This is a genomic window from Solirubrobacter ginsenosidimutans, assembly GCF_027587205.1.
The window spans coordinates 18,205-32,948 of sequence record NZ_JAPDOD010000077.1; the positions used below are offsets into that span (position 1 = coordinate 18,205).

Below are 14,744 nucleotides of genomic sequence, written 5' to 3' on the forward strand. Positions count from 1 at the left end.
TCCTTTCTCACACGAAGCCGAAGGGGCCGTCGAACGTGGCGATGTCCAATTCCGCCGCGAAGGCGAAGTGATCGCGGGACTCCTGGTTCTCGACGGCGCTGTTGACGCTCCCGACCGAGAAGGCGTCGCGCGCTCCCGCGTCCTCCGTCGCGCGGTGGTCGCCGAGCAGTGACAGCCGGTCACGCATCGCGTGGTCCTCGACGCCGAGCACCGAGAAGTGCACGTTGCCCTTCACGCCGGCGGCGCGCGTGTCCGCGACGACCTGCGGGATCGCCTCGGGTCCGAGCCCGGCGAACACGAAGACGTCTCCGGTGTACGTATAACGGCTCAGGAGCGCCTTGACCGTGGTCTCCAGCGACCACGGGACGGTGACGTCGAACGACATCGGGGTGTAGCGCGTCCACGTCATCTCGACCGCGAAGATCGGCAGGTCGAACGTCTCGCCGGCGTCGAACGTGCTCACGTCGTACTCGGCGCTGCGCGCGCGGTACCTCCACTCGCTGGCGTCGAGCGGGATCGGCGGCAGCGCGGGCGCGCCGCCCGCCAGGCCGGTGAAGCTGCCGCTCACGTCGCGCCCGTCGAGCACGGCAGTGAAGCGGCCGTCGACCGTCGTCGCGAGCACGAGGACGCTGCCGGGCAGGATCACCATGCCGGGATCGCAGCGCACGCCCTGCGCGAGGTCGAGCCGCTCGACGGTCAGATCGCGCGCGCTGCCGGTGCCGAACCGCCACTCGATCCGCGGCACCGACTCCGCCGCTCCGCGCAGCCGCGTCTCGGCGATCAACTCGCTGGCGCCGCCGACCGCGGTCACCGTGTCGTAGACGACCCGCTCTGGCAGTGGTGAGAACTCCTCGAGCTGCACGAGCTCCTCGAGGTCGGCCCGCAGCGCGTCCGACACGTTCAGCGTCCCGAGGTCGAACGGCAGGCCGAGGGCCGACTGGACCGCGCCGCGGACCGCGCGGATCGTCCCACCGCCGGTGAAGAGCGGCACGACGGATTTCAGCCGCCGCCGGAACGCATCGTCGCTCTCGACCGACCCATGCGGCAGCGGGCGGCGCGCCACGCCGTAGATCGCGCCCAGCCCGTCCAGCGCCGCGCCGGACGCGTAGTCGACCCAGTGCGACTTCAGCAGCTGCGCAAGCTTGTCGTCGGCGACCGTCAGCTCGGCGCCGATGGCGTCGAGCAGGCGGTAGACGAGCGAATCGCGCTCCGCCGCGCCGTAGGCCTCGGGCAGCACATCGATCAGATGGTCGGTGCGGATCGACATTTCAGCTGAAGTCCGCCGTCGCCTTGACCGCCGAGAGCCCCGGGAAGGCCTTCGCCGAGATCGTCACCGTGACCTGCGGGAGGTGCTGGTCGGCACGGAAGTTGGGCGCGTCGGCCACCGAGATCGCGACCGTCGCGGTCGGACCGGCGCTCAGCTCGAGCCGCTTCGCCACCGTGTCGATGTGCTGCGGCGGCTGGTCGGGCGCCGTCTTGAGCACCGCCGCGATCTCGACGTCGAGGTCGAGCGCCAAGGTGCCGCGGACGTTCATCGCGTTCCCGCCCGCGTCGACCAGCTGGAGCTTGTAGCTGGTGACCTTCTTGGACGTGCTGAAGCTGTCCAGGCGCAACCCGGCGAGCAGCACGGCGCGCAGGTTGGCCTCGTCGGGTTGCACCCGCTGCGCCGGTCCGACCGTCAGCGGATCCTGGGCGGGCGCGCCCAGCGCGTCGAGCTGGGCCTCGGCGACGTCGGCCAGCCCGCCGATCTGGAACGCCAGCGCGCTCAGGCGGCGGACCGAGAGCGGGGCGCCGATGCGCAGCGTCTCGAACTCGGCGAGCACCGCGGAGACGAACCGGTCGGTGATCCCGGGCGGTGGCTCGACGTCGGGGATGAGGTAGAACACGCCGCTCACAAGCACCGTCTCGATCATGTCGGCGACGACCCGGATGCCGGCCGCGCGCGTCGCCTCGATGGTCGCCGCGACATCAAGGCGCACGCGCGCCAGATCGCCGGAGGCCGAGTAGCGCACGCGCACGTCCCCGAGCGGGAGCGAGTCGTCGGACTGGTGGTCGGAGACCTCGACCTCGTCGATCCCCTCGATGCCGAGGACCGCGAAGCGCAGCGCGTCGAGCGTGGCGTTGCCGGCCCGCTCGAGCGCGTGCCGGGCGCGCTCGCGCAGCTGGTCGTCGGGCTCCGGCAGGCGCCCGCCCTCGATCGGCTGCTCGTTGGTGACGCCGCTGATGCCCGCCGGCGGCGTGGGCATGACGGTCACGGTGCCGGCGTTGACGTCGCCCTCCGGTCCGGGCTGTGCGGCCTCGACCTCGACGGTGACGCTCTTGGGCGCGTAGCGGATCCGCAGCTCGCCCTTGGGGCGCACTCCGTCCGCGAGCGTGATCGTGCGCTCGTCGGCCCCGAACGGCTCCTGGGGCGTCGTCGGCTTGGTGGCCAGCGTCGTCGCCGGGTTCGGCGCGTCCGAGCGCGGCCAGATCCCGAGCACGGTCGCGATCTTCTCGCTCGTGTGCACGACGCCGCCGGCGTGGGTCTCGAACTCGTCTTTGAACGTGTCGATCGTCGCCTCGGCGACGGTCAGGAACGTCTTCCCGCGCGTATCCGCCACGCGGCTGCCGGCGGGGATCACGACCGGCTGCGACGCGGCGTTGGGGCGCACATAGATGACGTGGCCGCGCGCCTTCACCGCCGGGTTGCGGATGATCCCGAGCAGCGCCACCACGTTGTCGAGCGCAACATCGGTCGCGATGTCGATGAACGCGCGCCGGTAGGCGGCATCCATCTGCTCGTAGACGTTCTTGAGCTCGCGCGCGACGGCGCGCACGAGCGTGCCCGCGACGCTGCCCTCGTTGAAGTCTGTCAGCCCGGCGGGGCGCTCCCGGTAGATGTACTCGACGTCGACCTTGGCGGCCTCGTCGGGGCGCGCGCCGTTCGCGCGCCACACCAGCCGGTTGTTCGTGAAGACATAGTCCGTGCCGGCGACGAACGTCTTGTAGGCGCGCTTGGCGAGCGCGGACACGCTTGTGAGCTCCTCGGCCTCGCGCGGCAGCTCGTAGGCCGTCACCGTGCTCTGATGGACGAAGCGCCAGCGGGCCGGCTGTTCGGTGCCGTCGCGCAGGCGCTGCTCGAGCGCCGCGATCACGTCGGCATAGGCGACGGAGAAGGGATGTCCAGGATCGATCACGACAGCGCCATGTCGAAGACGAGGTTGAGGGGGGTCGGCTCGGTGATCAGCTCGATGTCCATGTCGAGCCGCACGACGTTGCGGTCGCCGGGCGGCACGCCGGCGGCGATCCGGCGGACCGCGACGACGCGTGGGTCCGCCTCGAGCGCGGCGCGCGCGTAGGCGAGCGCCCGGGCGTGGGTGCGCACGACGCTCGGCTCGCCGATCAGCTCGTGCAGGCGCGAGCCGTAGTCCGGCCAGCCGAGCGGCGCCAGCTCGCCGCGCCGCACGACGAGCCGCAGCCGCAGCGCCTGGGAGATCGCGTCGGCGCCGCGCGCGAGCTCGAGGTCGCCCTGCGTGCGGATCAGGTCCATGCCCCAGCTGACGTCGCGCAGCTCGAGGTCGGTGCCGAACAGCCTGTCGCGCTCGGTGCTCACGCCGTGATCACCACCGCACGAGCGTCCTCGGCGTGGACGTTCGCGTCGAGCTTGTCCTCGACCCGGAGCCGGAGTGTGTACGCGCCGCTGCCGAGCTGCGGCGGGAGCGTGCCGCTGTAGCGCACCGCGCCGCCGGCCACGACCGTCAGCGCCGGCACGAGATCGGCGCTCGGGCGGCCGTCGGCCGGGCTCGGATCGAAGCGCAGGCGATAGCGCAGCCGGTTGATGGCCTGATAGCCGGCATCCCCCCAGAGCGGGGGCCCCTCCGCGTCGATCTGCGCGCCGGCCTTGCTGAGCGAGGCGCCGGCGGCGGGCGCTCGCAGGGTCGCGCGGAGCACGTGCACGATGCACTTGGTGGGACCCGCCGCGCCGCCGGCGACACCGCCGCTGCGGGTCGCGGCCTGCGCGGCGGCGTCCTGCCCGAGCTGGTCGGAGGCCGCGAAGGTGAGCACGTGCGTGCCCGCCGCGAGCGCCGGCCGGAGCACGGCCGCGGCGTCTGTGAGCGCCTGCTCATTGAGCGCGTAGTGGTCTTTGCTCGCGGGGCCGAGACTCGAGTACCAGCGGAAGTAGAGTCCGATCGCGACGGGCTCATCCAGGCGCCCCTGGAGCGCGACGGTCGCCGGGCTGACGAGCACCGATTCGTCAGCAGGTGCGGCGATGGCCACGCGCACCGCGGTCATAGCTGCCCCGAGGTCGTGAGCGGGGCGGGCGCGCCGGTCGGCAGGATCGTCGCGAGGTCGTTCGCGACGTTCATGGCGATGGAGTTGGCCTTGATGCCGGGGTTGCCCATGCTGGACTGGACCATGCCGGGCCAGGTCGCGGTGCCGGGGTTACCCTGGGCGCACATCCCCTGTGTGACGATCGCCGTGCCGCCGGCCTTGATCGTGGCGTTGAAGGACTGGAACACCCACACGCTCACGCCGGGGTCGGACGGGGAGGCGGGCGGCGGCGGGATCAGCACCGGCGCGGGCGCGTTGCCGTGCGGAGGGCCGGCTCCCCGCTGACCCTGGACGAGCACCTCCTGGGCATTCGCCTTGACCTTGCCCCCGGCCGCGGCGACCAGATTGAGCGAGCCGGTGAAGTTGAGCATGCCCTTGAGCAGTAGGTCGCCCATCACGTCCCCGTGATCTCGTTGCCGCTGATCTTCGTGCTGTGCGCCGCGCTGGCGACCGTCAGGTCGCCCTTGACCTCGACGTTGCCGTGCACGGTCATCTTGTCGTCGCAGGTGATGTCGAGCGCCTTGCACGCGACCGTGATCGGCTTGCCGTCGCACGTCAGCTTGAGCTCGCTGCCGTGCTTGATCTCGATCACGATCTCCTTGCCTGCCTGGATCAGCACGTCACCGCTCTTGCCGTCGATGCGGATCGTCGTCTTTGCCTCGCTGTTGTCCTCGGGCTTGGTGACGTCGCGTTGCAGGAAGATCGTGCCGTCGTCCGCGAAGCGCAGGTGGTTGAGCGTGCCGTCCTTGACCCGGTGCTCGAACAGCACCTCGTCCGCCTTGGCGAGGGGGGCGCGCTCGTCCGCGTGGTAGTAGCGTGCGGTGACCAGCGGCTGGTTGAGCTGGCCGTCGACGAAGCACACGAGCACGAGGTCGCCCACGCGCGGCGGGGCGGCCACGCCGACGTGCGGCACGCCGACGGGAACGCCCCGCAGGACGAGGTCGGAGTGCTTGAGCCGCACGTCGACCTCGAGGTTGTGGTCGTCGTCGGCGGCGGCGTGCGGGTAGGTCGCGGTCACGACCGCAAGCAGCGCGTCGCTGCGCCGGGCGAGCTCCTCGCGGGCGACGCTGCGCATGATGTTCACGGCGCCGTTCATGGCAGCGTCACGCGGAGGTCGGTGAGGAAGCCGGTGTCGGGCCCGAAGCGATGGCGCAGGCCGCGCAGGTAGCCCGTGCCGTTGGCCCGCGGATCGGGGTGCCCGCTGATCGTGATCGAGTCGCCGAGCTCCAGCGCGGGGCGCCCGCCGACGCTCAGCCGCGCTTCGCGGGCGCGCGCATTCGCGCCGGCGAGCCGGCCGGCCGCGAAGCGGTCGGCGAGATCCTTGGTGCGCGCCGCCGGGTCGATCACGAGGAGGCTCGGCTCGCCGCTCCCGGCCGAGCCGCGGTAGTCGCCGTCGTCGACCGTCAGCCATGACCCGGTGTGGTCACCCTGGCCGGACATCGGGCTCTCCCCGCCCACCTTGACCGCCGCCCACGGCGCCGGCGCGTCGCGGACCGAGAGCGCGAGCACGTCGCGCCCGTAGGTGAAACCGACCCCACCCACCCCGCCGCCGGCGCCGGCGGCGAGCGCGCCGACCGCCCCGAGCCCGTCGAGGCTCGCGGCGCCGCCGAGCGCGTGGAACATCCCCTTCCCCCTGCTGTCGGCGTAGAGGGCGAACCCGAGCCGCTCGGCCAGGGCCTGCAGGTGTGTGTGGGCGCTCGCCCGCCCGTCGACCGCGAAGCTCGGCAGCAGCGGACCGGTGTCCACCGTCCCCGGCGTGACGTCCGCGCGCGAGAAGAGATCGCGCGCGATCGCGCCCGCGCTCTGGAGCTGGTAAGTCGCGCCGGCGTGGACGTCGAGCAGCGCGTGCAGCCCCCCGAGCGCCCACACCTCGGCGCCGGCGATGCCCGGCTGCAGGCTCACGACGACACCGGTGAAGACGGCCTGCTCATCGCCGTCGTAGCCCAGCGAGAGCCGCACGGCGTCGTCGAGCGCCACGTCGGCCCGCTCGCCGAGGCGCACGCGCAGCGCGTCCGCGGGCACGTCGAGGTCGCGTTCGACCGCCAGGAGTGCCGGCGCGGCACGCGGGTGGTCGCCAGACGTCTCCAGCGACCCGATCGTCAGGCTGAAGGAGGGGCGCACGTCAGGCATAGGCGGGCGCCGGAGGCAGGTCGGTGGAGTCGAGCGAGAACGAGCGTGCGGCCTCGTCGAGCGCGCCGACGGCCGGGTCGAGCGCGTAGCCGCGCGGGTTCGAGTGCGGCGGCGCCCAGCCCGGGAAGTCATGGACCTGGCCGACCGTGTCCACGAGGTCGGCGTTGCCCACCGCGGCGACCTCGTCGGTCAGGGCCTTCACGAGCGCGCGCTGGTGGGCGTCGGTCCAGGTCGACGGATCGCCGGCCGCCGCCGGGATCTTCGCCCGCTTGAGTGCGCTCTGCAGGTGTGGACCGGCCTTGCCGCCGGCGATCACGTGGGCCGGGCGGAAGACGTGCCAGCGCAGGAGCATCGCGGTCGCCCGCTCGGAGCTGAAGACGTCGCCGATCGTCGCCGTGCGCGTCCCGCCGCCGTCGGGCACATCGGGCACGTTGTTCGCCGCGTCCCACGGCGTGCAGAGCAGGTCGCGCAGGCGCATGCGCGCCATGTGCCACATGCGCCGCCGGAACCCGTCGATCGTCCGCCCGGCCATCGCGAACCGGTAGACCCAGTGCCAGGTCTTGAACCAGTCGCCCTCGCTCGCGACGAGGTCGGCGGCCTTGTACGTGCCGTCGTCCTGCTGGAGCGAGATCCAGCCGGTGTACTTGCGCTGGTCCTTGCTGAAGAGCCGCTGCCCGGTCGGGTGCCCGGCGGCGTCGAGCCAGTCGGCGTCGATGCGCGCGCCGAAGAACTCGAAGGCGCACTTGAACGCGTCGGAGTCAGCGTAGGCGAGGTAGGCGAGATAGCCGCACAGCTCGCCCTTCTCGAGCGGCTTGTTCTTCGGGATGACGCCGAGCGTCCAATGGCACGGGCCAAGCGAGACGAACGCGTTGTCGTAGGCGTTGATGGAGTCGAAGAACCCCATGCACTCGACCTCGGACACCGCCCGGATCGCCTTGTAGGTCGAGCGCTGGCTCGCGCTCAGCGACCCGAGCGCGGTCCCGACGAGGTGCTCCGGCGTCAGCTCGGCCTCGGCCCAGGTGTGCTGCGGCGCCTTCGAGTAGGGACCGCCGAAGCCCGCGTAGGCGACGTAGCGGCCGAGCACGACCTCGGTCTCGCTCGCGTGCGTGGCCGGCCGCGTGTAGTAGCCCGAGTAGTCGCGCACGTACATCCGCGGTGTGGTGGCGGTCACCTGGTCGGCCGCCCACACATTGTCCTTGCCGGAATAGACGCCCGTCGGCGTGCTGCCGGTGAGCTTGCGGGCGACGACCACGACCGGGCAGCGCCAGCGCTCGGCGAGCCAGCGATCGATCAGCGCGCGCGTCTCGGCGTTGACCACACCGCTGACCGGGCCCGTGTACTTGAGGCCGTTCGGCGCGGGCGAGAGCCGCTCGGGATAGGGGCCTGAGGCCCCGGGCCGCTCCTTGGCGAGCGTGTCGAGCTTCGCGCTCGCCTGCAACTCGCGCACCGCCCAGGACGTCTCGCGGCCGAACGTGCCGTTCGCCGGCCCGCTGATCGCGAACCCAAGCTCCAGCAGGTCGAGCTGCAGCGCCTTCACGTAGCCGGTCGCGCCGCTCGCGGGGAGGTTGTCGTGGGCGGCCGCGGTGCGGCCCTTGCCGGCGTAGCGGGCGCCGCCGTCGCGATCGCCGAGCGCCAGGTTGTAGCCGCCGTAGCGCACGGCCGCCAGGCGGACCGGCGGCGGCGGCGGGATCGCCGCCGCGCCGCCCGCGGGCGGCGCGGGCGTGACCGGCTGCGGCGTGTCCAGCCCGTCATGGTCGCGCGCGTCGCGCTCGAGCGCGGAGTTGGCGTAGCCGTTGAGGATGAGGTCCCACTCGTAGACCCCGAACACGGGCAACCCGAGATGGAAGAACGGGCCGAACCAGCCGTACTGGTTGGTGTGGCGGAGCTCGTGCTCGTAGAGCCCCTGCGTGCGCGGGAACGAGACCGCGCCGTTGTAGGCCTTCGGGCGCACGGTGCCCGGCCCGCCGGAGTACGGGATCTGCTGCCACTGCTTGTAGACGAAGAAGACGTTGCCGAACGTGATGCCGAGCAGGCTCGGGAACGAGCCGATCCAACCCCCCGAGAACACGAGCGCGAAGGCGCTCAGGCGGCCCGAGCTCGCCACGTCGAAGCCCGGGCTCTCCCAGTCGGCGCCGCCGCCGCTGATGAGCCTGACGAGCCAGCGCACGACCTCGCCCATCAGGCAGGTGATCTCGATCAGCAGCCCGAACAGCGTGTTGGGCAGCGTCCAGACGGCGCCCAGCAGCGAGAGCAGCACGCCGCCGAACGACCAGTGGCCGTTCGGGTCCGCGCGGTTCACCGGGTCGTTGCCGCAGAACGCGTGGCGGTTGCGGCTGCGCGGGCGCTGCAGCCAGGCGCCGAGCACCTCGGCGCGCGCGGCCGCCTGCGCGCCGGCGGGGACGACCGGGTGCACGAGCCGCTCGTCGTCGGGAGCGCCGGTGAACGAGTCCGGGGTCAAGAAGCGCGCCGTCGCGGGGTCATACCAGCGTCCGCCGAAGCGGTAGAGGCCAAGGTCGGCGTGCCATTCGCGGCCCGCGAAGCGCGGTCCGACGGTCCCGGCGCCGGCCGGCCTCCCGAACGGGCAGTAGCTCCAGCGCGCGACGATTTCGCCCGCACGCCCCGTGGCGAGCAGGCCGTGTCCATGACGGTCGCTGTGCAGGTAGGCGACGTCCTCGCCGATCTCGGCGAGCGGGCCGAGCGGGGTGCGCACGATCGTCTGCAGTGGTCGGCCTGCCCCGTCCGTGACCGCGAGCAGCTCGTCGTCGGGGCCGTAGAGATAGCGCTCGACGCCGTCCGGGCGCCGCAGCGCTACCAGCCGCTGCTTGTGGTCATAGACGGCGCGGGCGACGATGGCGCCGGCGCGCAGCACCTCCCGCAGCGCGCCCGCGTCGTCGTAGCGGTAGGTCATCGCCGGACCGCTGCCCGCGGCGTGCGTGCGGCGACCGTGGCGATCGTGCTCGAGCCGGCCCGGGCCCTGGTCAAGGCGGTTGTCGAGCGCGTCGTAGCGGTAGCTCCAGCGCTCGCCTTCGGATCTGGCGCCCGCGAGCCGGCCGAGCTCGTCGTAGGCGTAGCGGCGCTCGCCGTCGAACGTGATCCGCCCCGCGGCGTCGTGCTCGTAGCGGCGCTCGAGCAGCAGCTCGCGGCCGCGCCGGACGTCGAGGTCCAGCACCCGGCCGTCGATCGCGTCGGCGCGCGTGCGCTGCACGACGCCGTTGGCGAAGCGCACGGCGGTCTCGCGGCGCGCGTCGTCGTAGACGAACGTGGCGATCGGCTCGTCGGCGAGCGAGACGGCGGCGGGGCGGCCGCGCCCGTCCCAGCGGTAGTGCACGGCGCGCGCGCCCGGCAGCGTCATGCGTGCGAGCCGGCCGTCGGCGCCGAAGTCGAGACCGAGCTCGAGCGTCACGCCGTCGATCGTCTGGCGGATGCGCGTGATCCGTCCTTGGGCGTCGTACGCGTGCTCGGTGGCGACCGTCGAGGTGCGGCCCAGAAGCATCCGGCCGGCGGCGTCGTAGCGGAAGGCGATCGTGCCGGCGCCGCCCAGCCGCGCGCGGGCCAGACGTCCCTTCGCGTCGTACTCATAGCTGCGGACGACGCCGAGCTCGTCGACCGCCAACAGCCGGTCGCGCTCGTCGTAGGTGAAGGTCGTCGACCCGGCCCGGACCAGCCGGCGCAGCGCGTCGTACTCATACGCCGTGCACGTGCCGTCGGGCTCGACGATCTCGCTGAGGTCGCCGCGCCGGTCGTAGCGGTAGCGCGAGCGCCCGCCGCCGTGCTCGTCCACGGTGGTCACGCCCGGCTCGAGCTCGGCCACGCGCCGGCACGCGCGGTCGTCCGCCAGCCAGCCTTCGAGGCGGCGACGCGCTTCGACCGCTTCAGGCGGCGATGGCACCGGCGGGCTCGCCTCCCCTGAGCGGAATCGCCTTGAGCATCTCGTCAAATGCGTTGCGCACGCGCTCGAGCTCGTCGTGGAAGCTCTTGGCGAGGTTGTCGAGCAGGCGCTTCAGCCGTGCCACGAACTCGGTCAGCACGAGATCCTCGACCTTGCCCACGACCTCGTGGACGGCGCCTGCGACCTGCGCGAGGAACGTCTCGATGTCGTTCACGACTTGCTTGATCGCGTCGCGGATCGTCCGCAGCTCCTCGTCGATCGCCGCGCCGATGTCATCGAGCAATCCGTTGACCTGCCCTGTGAGGGCGGCGAGGGTCCGCGTATAGGCCGCGTCGAGCTGGGCGCCGAGCTTGGCGGGGTCGAGCGCCTCCAGCGGCGCCTTGAGCTTGGCCAGCAGCTCGTCGGCGGCCTGCGCGAGCTTGGCCGGGTCGAGGATGCGGGCCTTGGCGCGGATCGTGTCGTAGATCGCGGCGACGGCGTCCTGCAGGGCGAGCGGGTCGATCAGCGCGAGCGTGCTGCGGACGATGCCCAGCAGGCGGTCGGCGGCCTCGGCGACGGTGCTCTCCAGCGGCTGCAGTTGGGCGAGGAAGCGCTCCAGCGCCGCTTCGATCGGCGCCGCGAGCAGCGAGGGGCGCAGCGTCGCCAGACCGGCGATCACGTCGTCGTGCGTGAGCGGCGCGGGGCTGCGCAGGAACGCCGGCACCAGCCGCTCTAGTCCGGTGCGCAGCTCGCCGTAGGCCGCGATCGCGGCGGCCGAGTCGAGCGCCGCGATGTGCTGGGCGAGCGAGTCGGTAAGGCGCCGGTGGGTGGCTCGCAGGCGCTGCGTGCGGCTGTCGGCGCGGCTGGTGTCGACGAGCGCGAACGTCGCGTCGAAACGCGCGCGTACGGCGACGACGTCCGAGGCGCGCGCGGGCGGCGCGGTCTGCACGCTCGCCTCGAAGCTCACCTTGAGCGCCGGCAGAGAGAGCACGGGACCCAGCACTCGGGTCGGGTCGAGGCTCGCCAGCAGCGCCTGGCCCTGGCGCAGCCGGTCGAGCAGCGCGTGCGGGTCGAGCGCGTCGATGCCGGTGCCGAGGCCAGTGCGGAGCACGTTCACCGCGCTCGTGAGATCGTCCGCCGGGATCGACGCAGTCATCTCCAGCAGGCGGTCGAACGGCACGTCGAGCACCTTCATCGGGGCCGCCAGGTCGATCTCGGCGGGCATCAGCGCGAGCTCGCCGGGATCGTCGAACAGACCGCCGGCGAAGTGCTCGAGCACCGGCCGGATCTGGTCCAGCAGGGTGTCCAGCGGCGATGGGAGCTCGAGCGCGTCGATGGCGTCGAGCAGCGACTTGCGGACCTGGTCGAGCAGCGCGCGGCGGCGGTCGTCGAGCTCGCCCAGCAGCGGCGTCACGTCGACCATCGCGATCAACTTGTCGATCTCGGCGTAGAGATCGTCGAGGGGCGCGACCCACTGCTTGGGGTCCAACCGGTCGAGCGCGTCGACGACGGTGTCATAGGGCTTCTGCAGCGGCTCGAGCAGCCGGTGCGGGGCGAGTTGCTCGAGCTGCGCGGTCAACTTGGCGAGCAGCGACCGCAGCGGCTTGAGCAGCAGCGTCGCGTTGACGGCGTCGGCGGCGTGCTCGACCCGTTGCACGAGCTCGTGGATGGGCCCGAGGAGCTGCACCGGGTCGAGCTCGTCGACGTGCGCCTTGACCGCCCCGAGGGCGTGCTCGAGCTGAACGAGCAGGTCGGCGACCGGTGTCTTGGCGGCGTCGAAGCCTTCCTCCAGGCCCTTGATGATCTGGCCCTCGAGGTCGATCGCCTCGAGGATCGCCAGTGCGGCCGAGAGCGCGAGCCGCTCGGCCGGCGAGAGCGCCGACGGGCTCATCGCCTTCAGGCGCTTCGCGACGTCTTCGATCTCGGTGATGACCTCGTCGGCGAGCGGCTTGAAGCTGATCTGGTCCAGCTGCGCCAGCAGCTCCTCGAGCTTGTCGAGCTGGGCCCCGATCGCGGCCTCGATCTCGGCGATCAGGTCGGCGGCCTGCTGGAGCGCGGCCTCCAGCCGGCTCGTGAGGTCGGCCAGGGGGAGGCTCTGGACGGCGTTGAGCAGCTCGCTGACCGCGGCCTTCGCCTGCTCAACGAGCGCGTCGTTGAACGTCTCGGTGATGAACGTCTCGGCCTCGGCGAGCGCGTCCTCGATCTGCTTGGTGATCGTCGCCGCGTCGAACTGATCCAGCTCGTCGCCGACCTGCTTGAGCATGTCGTCGACCGCGGCCTGGATCTCCTCGGTGGGAACCTGCGCGATCGCGTCGCGCAGCTCGCCCAGCGCGTCCTCGAGCATGGCGCGCGCGGCGCCCACGCCCGAGGTCAGCAGCGTGTCCTGGACGGACTGGACGAGCAGGTCGACCTGTCCGGTCAGCTCGTCGCCGTCGATCACCATCCCAAGCCGCCGGCTGAGGTCGTCGAGCACGCCCACGATCGCCTTCACGCCGTCGTCCACGCTCGGCACGCGGCCCAGATCGACGGCTTGGAGCGCGTTCGTGTAGGTGCTCATGAGGCCGTCCCACGGCTGCGCTGCGATCGCGGCGGCGAGCGCGTCGTAGCGGTCGGCGACGGCGTCGGCGATCGAGGCCACCGCAGCGTCGAGCGCGTCGAACCGCCCTTCGATCTCCCCGTAGACCGCGACATCGGAGGCGTCGAGGCCGTCGAGCGCGGCGCGCAGGCCGTTGAGCGCGCCCGCGCTGGCCTGCAGCGCCGGGTCGACCTCGGCCGCGAGTGCCTCGGCCCCGACCGGCGCGAGCACCGCGACCGCCCGCTCGGCGGCGGCGAGCGGATTCTCGAGCGCATCCGCGCCGACGCCGATCAGGTTCTGCGCCAGGAACGGCAGGAAGTCGCCCTTGTGGGCGGCGTAGTCCTGGCTGAAGCGGTCAAAGCCGGCGAGGCCCTCGCGGACCGCGGTCAGCGTGTCGGGATCGATCAGGTTCTCGGCCAGGCTCTCGATCTGCTTGTCGAACGTGCCGAGCGCCGCATTGACGACCGCGAGCGCGACGTCCTGCAGCGATCCGCCGTGGGCGAGCTGCTCGGCGAGCGGGCCCGACTGCAACAGGTCGCGCGCGAGCGAGTACGCCTGCTCGATCGCCTCGACGTACTCGAGCGCCGAGGCCGGCAGCGCCTGGCGGATCGTCTCGAGCACCTGCGGGAGCTGCTCGGTGAGGCCGCTGGTGTCGACGTCGAGCGTCCCCGCGAGGTCGCCCAGCGCGCCCGTGACCGCGGTGAGCGGCGAGCCGGCCTGATCGTGCTCGAGGCCGCCGACACGGTCGAGCATGGCACCGAGCGCCACCTGCGCATCGCTGCCGATGCGGCCGAGCTCGCCGGTGTCCGGGAAGCGCTCGAGGAAGCCGGCGCTCATGCCCCGGTGCCGAACAGGTCGCGAATGCCGGTGAGCAGCTCGGCGCCGTCCGAGGCCGCCGGCGTGAACGAGTCGAGCATCGAGGGCAGGCGCGTCGTCGGGTCGGCGAACGTCGGCATGTTGACCAGCAGGTCGGTGAGCTGCGCGACCTCGGCAAGCGTGTTCTGGACGCTGTCGACGGCGCCGGCGGCCTCGTCGATGAGGCTCGTGTCCAGGTCGCCGAGCACGTCGCCGGAGATGGGCGACGGCGGCTCGACGTACTCGACGACGCGGCACGTGAAGCCGAACTCGTCCGGCGCGCCGGCCCGCTGCTCGACGCGCAGGCCGGCGACGATGACCTGCGAGAAGCGCAGCGTCTGCGTGACGTCGCTGTCGTCGACGGCGTGGATGTAGAGCTCGACCGGGTCGCCTGCCGCGTGGGCGTCGCGCAGCTTGTCGAGCTCGGTGGGCGCGTCGGCGCCGTAGAAGATGCCATGCAGCTCGATCTCGGTCGAGCCGCGGCCGAGCGACTGCGAGAGGTCGCCGCCGGCGCCGGCTACGGCGTGGCGGACCACCCTCGCCTGCTCGCGCGTGACCACGTGGGTCAGGTGCGCGAGCGTGATCCCGGCCAGCTCGACGGGCATCGATCAGGCGCGTCCTCCGGAGCGCCCGTAATGCCGGAGGAACTCGAACTCGAGGTCGTCGTCGTGCCAGCTTGGCGGCGTCGGGCTGCGCGCCGGCTCTGGCGGCGGCTCCTCCGCGCGCTCGCGCTGTGGTGGTGCGACGCCTTCGCGGCTCACCGCGGCTCCGAGCGCGGCCGCGAGCCCGCCCGCCCCGAGCGCCATCTCGACGACGGGGAGCGGCGCGTCGGCCGCGGGCACCCGTGTCGGGTGGGTCGCAGGGCCGTCCGGGCCGGGCGCCGGTCCGCTGACAGCGGGAGCGGGGCCGCGCGCGCCTCGCCCAGGACCGGTGACCGCAGGAGCGGCGCCGCGCGCGCCTTGCCCCGGGCCGGCGGCCGCGGGAGCGGGGACGCGCGCGCCTTGC

10 protein-coding genes and 1 pseudogene are annotated in these 14,744 nt (G+C 72.6%); all 11 read right to left on the bottom strand.

Annotated elements, in window-relative coordinates; all coding sequences use genetic code 11:
• Window positions 1-7 precede the first annotated feature (7 nt).
• Window positions 8-1,267, bottom strand: a complete 1,260-nt coding sequence (locus OM076_RS41430) for a hypothetical protein (RefSeq protein ID WP_270046078.1) — start codon at window positions 1,265-1,267, stop codon at window positions 8-10.
• Between the two features lies 1 nt (window position 1,268).
• Window positions 1,269-3,176: a baseplate J/gp47 family protein gene (locus tag OM076_RS41435; RefSeq protein ID WP_270046079.1), complete on the bottom strand. Its 1,908-nt coding sequence runs from the start codon at window positions 3,174-3,176 to the stop codon at window positions 1,269-1,271.
• Window positions 3,173-3,592, bottom strand: a complete 420-nt coding sequence (locus OM076_RS41440; RefSeq protein WP_270046080.1) for a hypothetical protein — start codon at window positions 3,590-3,592, stop codon at window positions 3,173-3,175. The genes OM076_RS41435 and OM076_RS41440 overlap by 4 nt, the downstream gene beginning before the upstream one ends.
• The gene (locus OM076_RS41445; protein ID WP_270046081.1) at window positions 3,589-4,257 is read right to left on the bottom strand and encodes a hypothetical protein; all 669 of its coding nucleotides are present in this window, start codon (window positions 4,255-4,257) and stop codon (window positions 3,589-3,591) included. The genes OM076_RS41440 and OM076_RS41445 overlap by 4 nt, the downstream gene beginning before the upstream one ends.
• A gap of 11 nt (window positions 4,258-4,268) precedes the next feature.
• Window positions 4,269-4,706 carry a hypothetical protein gene (locus OM076_RS41450; protein WP_270046082.1) on the bottom strand — a complete coding sequence of 146 codons (438 nt, stop codon included), beginning with the start codon at window positions 4,704-4,706 and terminating at the stop codon, window positions 4,269-4,271.
• Complete coding sequence (locus tag OM076_RS41455) at window positions 4,706-5,407, bottom strand: hypothetical protein (protein WP_270046083.1); 702 nt, start codon at window positions 5,405-5,407, stop codon at window positions 4,706-4,708. Before OM076_RS41455 ends, OM076_RS41450 begins: the two co-directional genes overlap by 1 nt.
• A complete protein-coding gene (locus tag OM076_RS41460) occupies window positions 5,404-6,441 on the bottom strand; it encodes a hypothetical protein (RefSeq protein WP_270046084.1) in 1,038 nt (345 codons plus the stop codon). Before OM076_RS41460 ends, OM076_RS41455 begins: the two co-directional genes overlap by 4 nt.
• Window positions 6,434-10,330 (bottom strand): peptidoglycan-binding protein, encoded by a 3,897-nt coding sequence (locus OM076_RS41465; RefSeq protein ID WP_270046085.1) that lies wholly within the window; start codon window positions 10,328-10,330, stop codon window positions 6,434-6,436. The genes OM076_RS41460 and OM076_RS41465 overlap by 8 nt, the downstream gene beginning before the upstream one ends.
• Window positions 10,314-13,721 carry a hypothetical protein gene (locus tag OM076_RS41470; protein ID WP_270046086.1) on the bottom strand — a complete coding sequence of 1,136 codons (3,408 nt, stop codon included), beginning with the start codon at window positions 13,719-13,721 and terminating at the stop codon, window positions 10,314-10,316. The genes OM076_RS41465 and OM076_RS41470 overlap by 17 nt, the downstream gene beginning before the upstream one ends.
• On the bottom strand, window positions 13,718-14,344 hold the full coding sequence (locus OM076_RS41475) for a DNA circularization N-terminal domain-containing protein (RefSeq protein ID WP_270046087.1): 627 nt from the start codon (window positions 14,342-14,344) through the stop codon (window positions 13,718-13,720). The genes OM076_RS41470 and OM076_RS41475 overlap by 4 nt, the downstream gene beginning before the upstream one ends.
• A 3-nt stretch (window positions 14,345-14,347) precedes the next feature.
• Window positions 14,348-14,744 (bottom strand): annotated as a pseudogene (locus OM076_RS41480) (hypothetical protein); the annotation flags it as partial.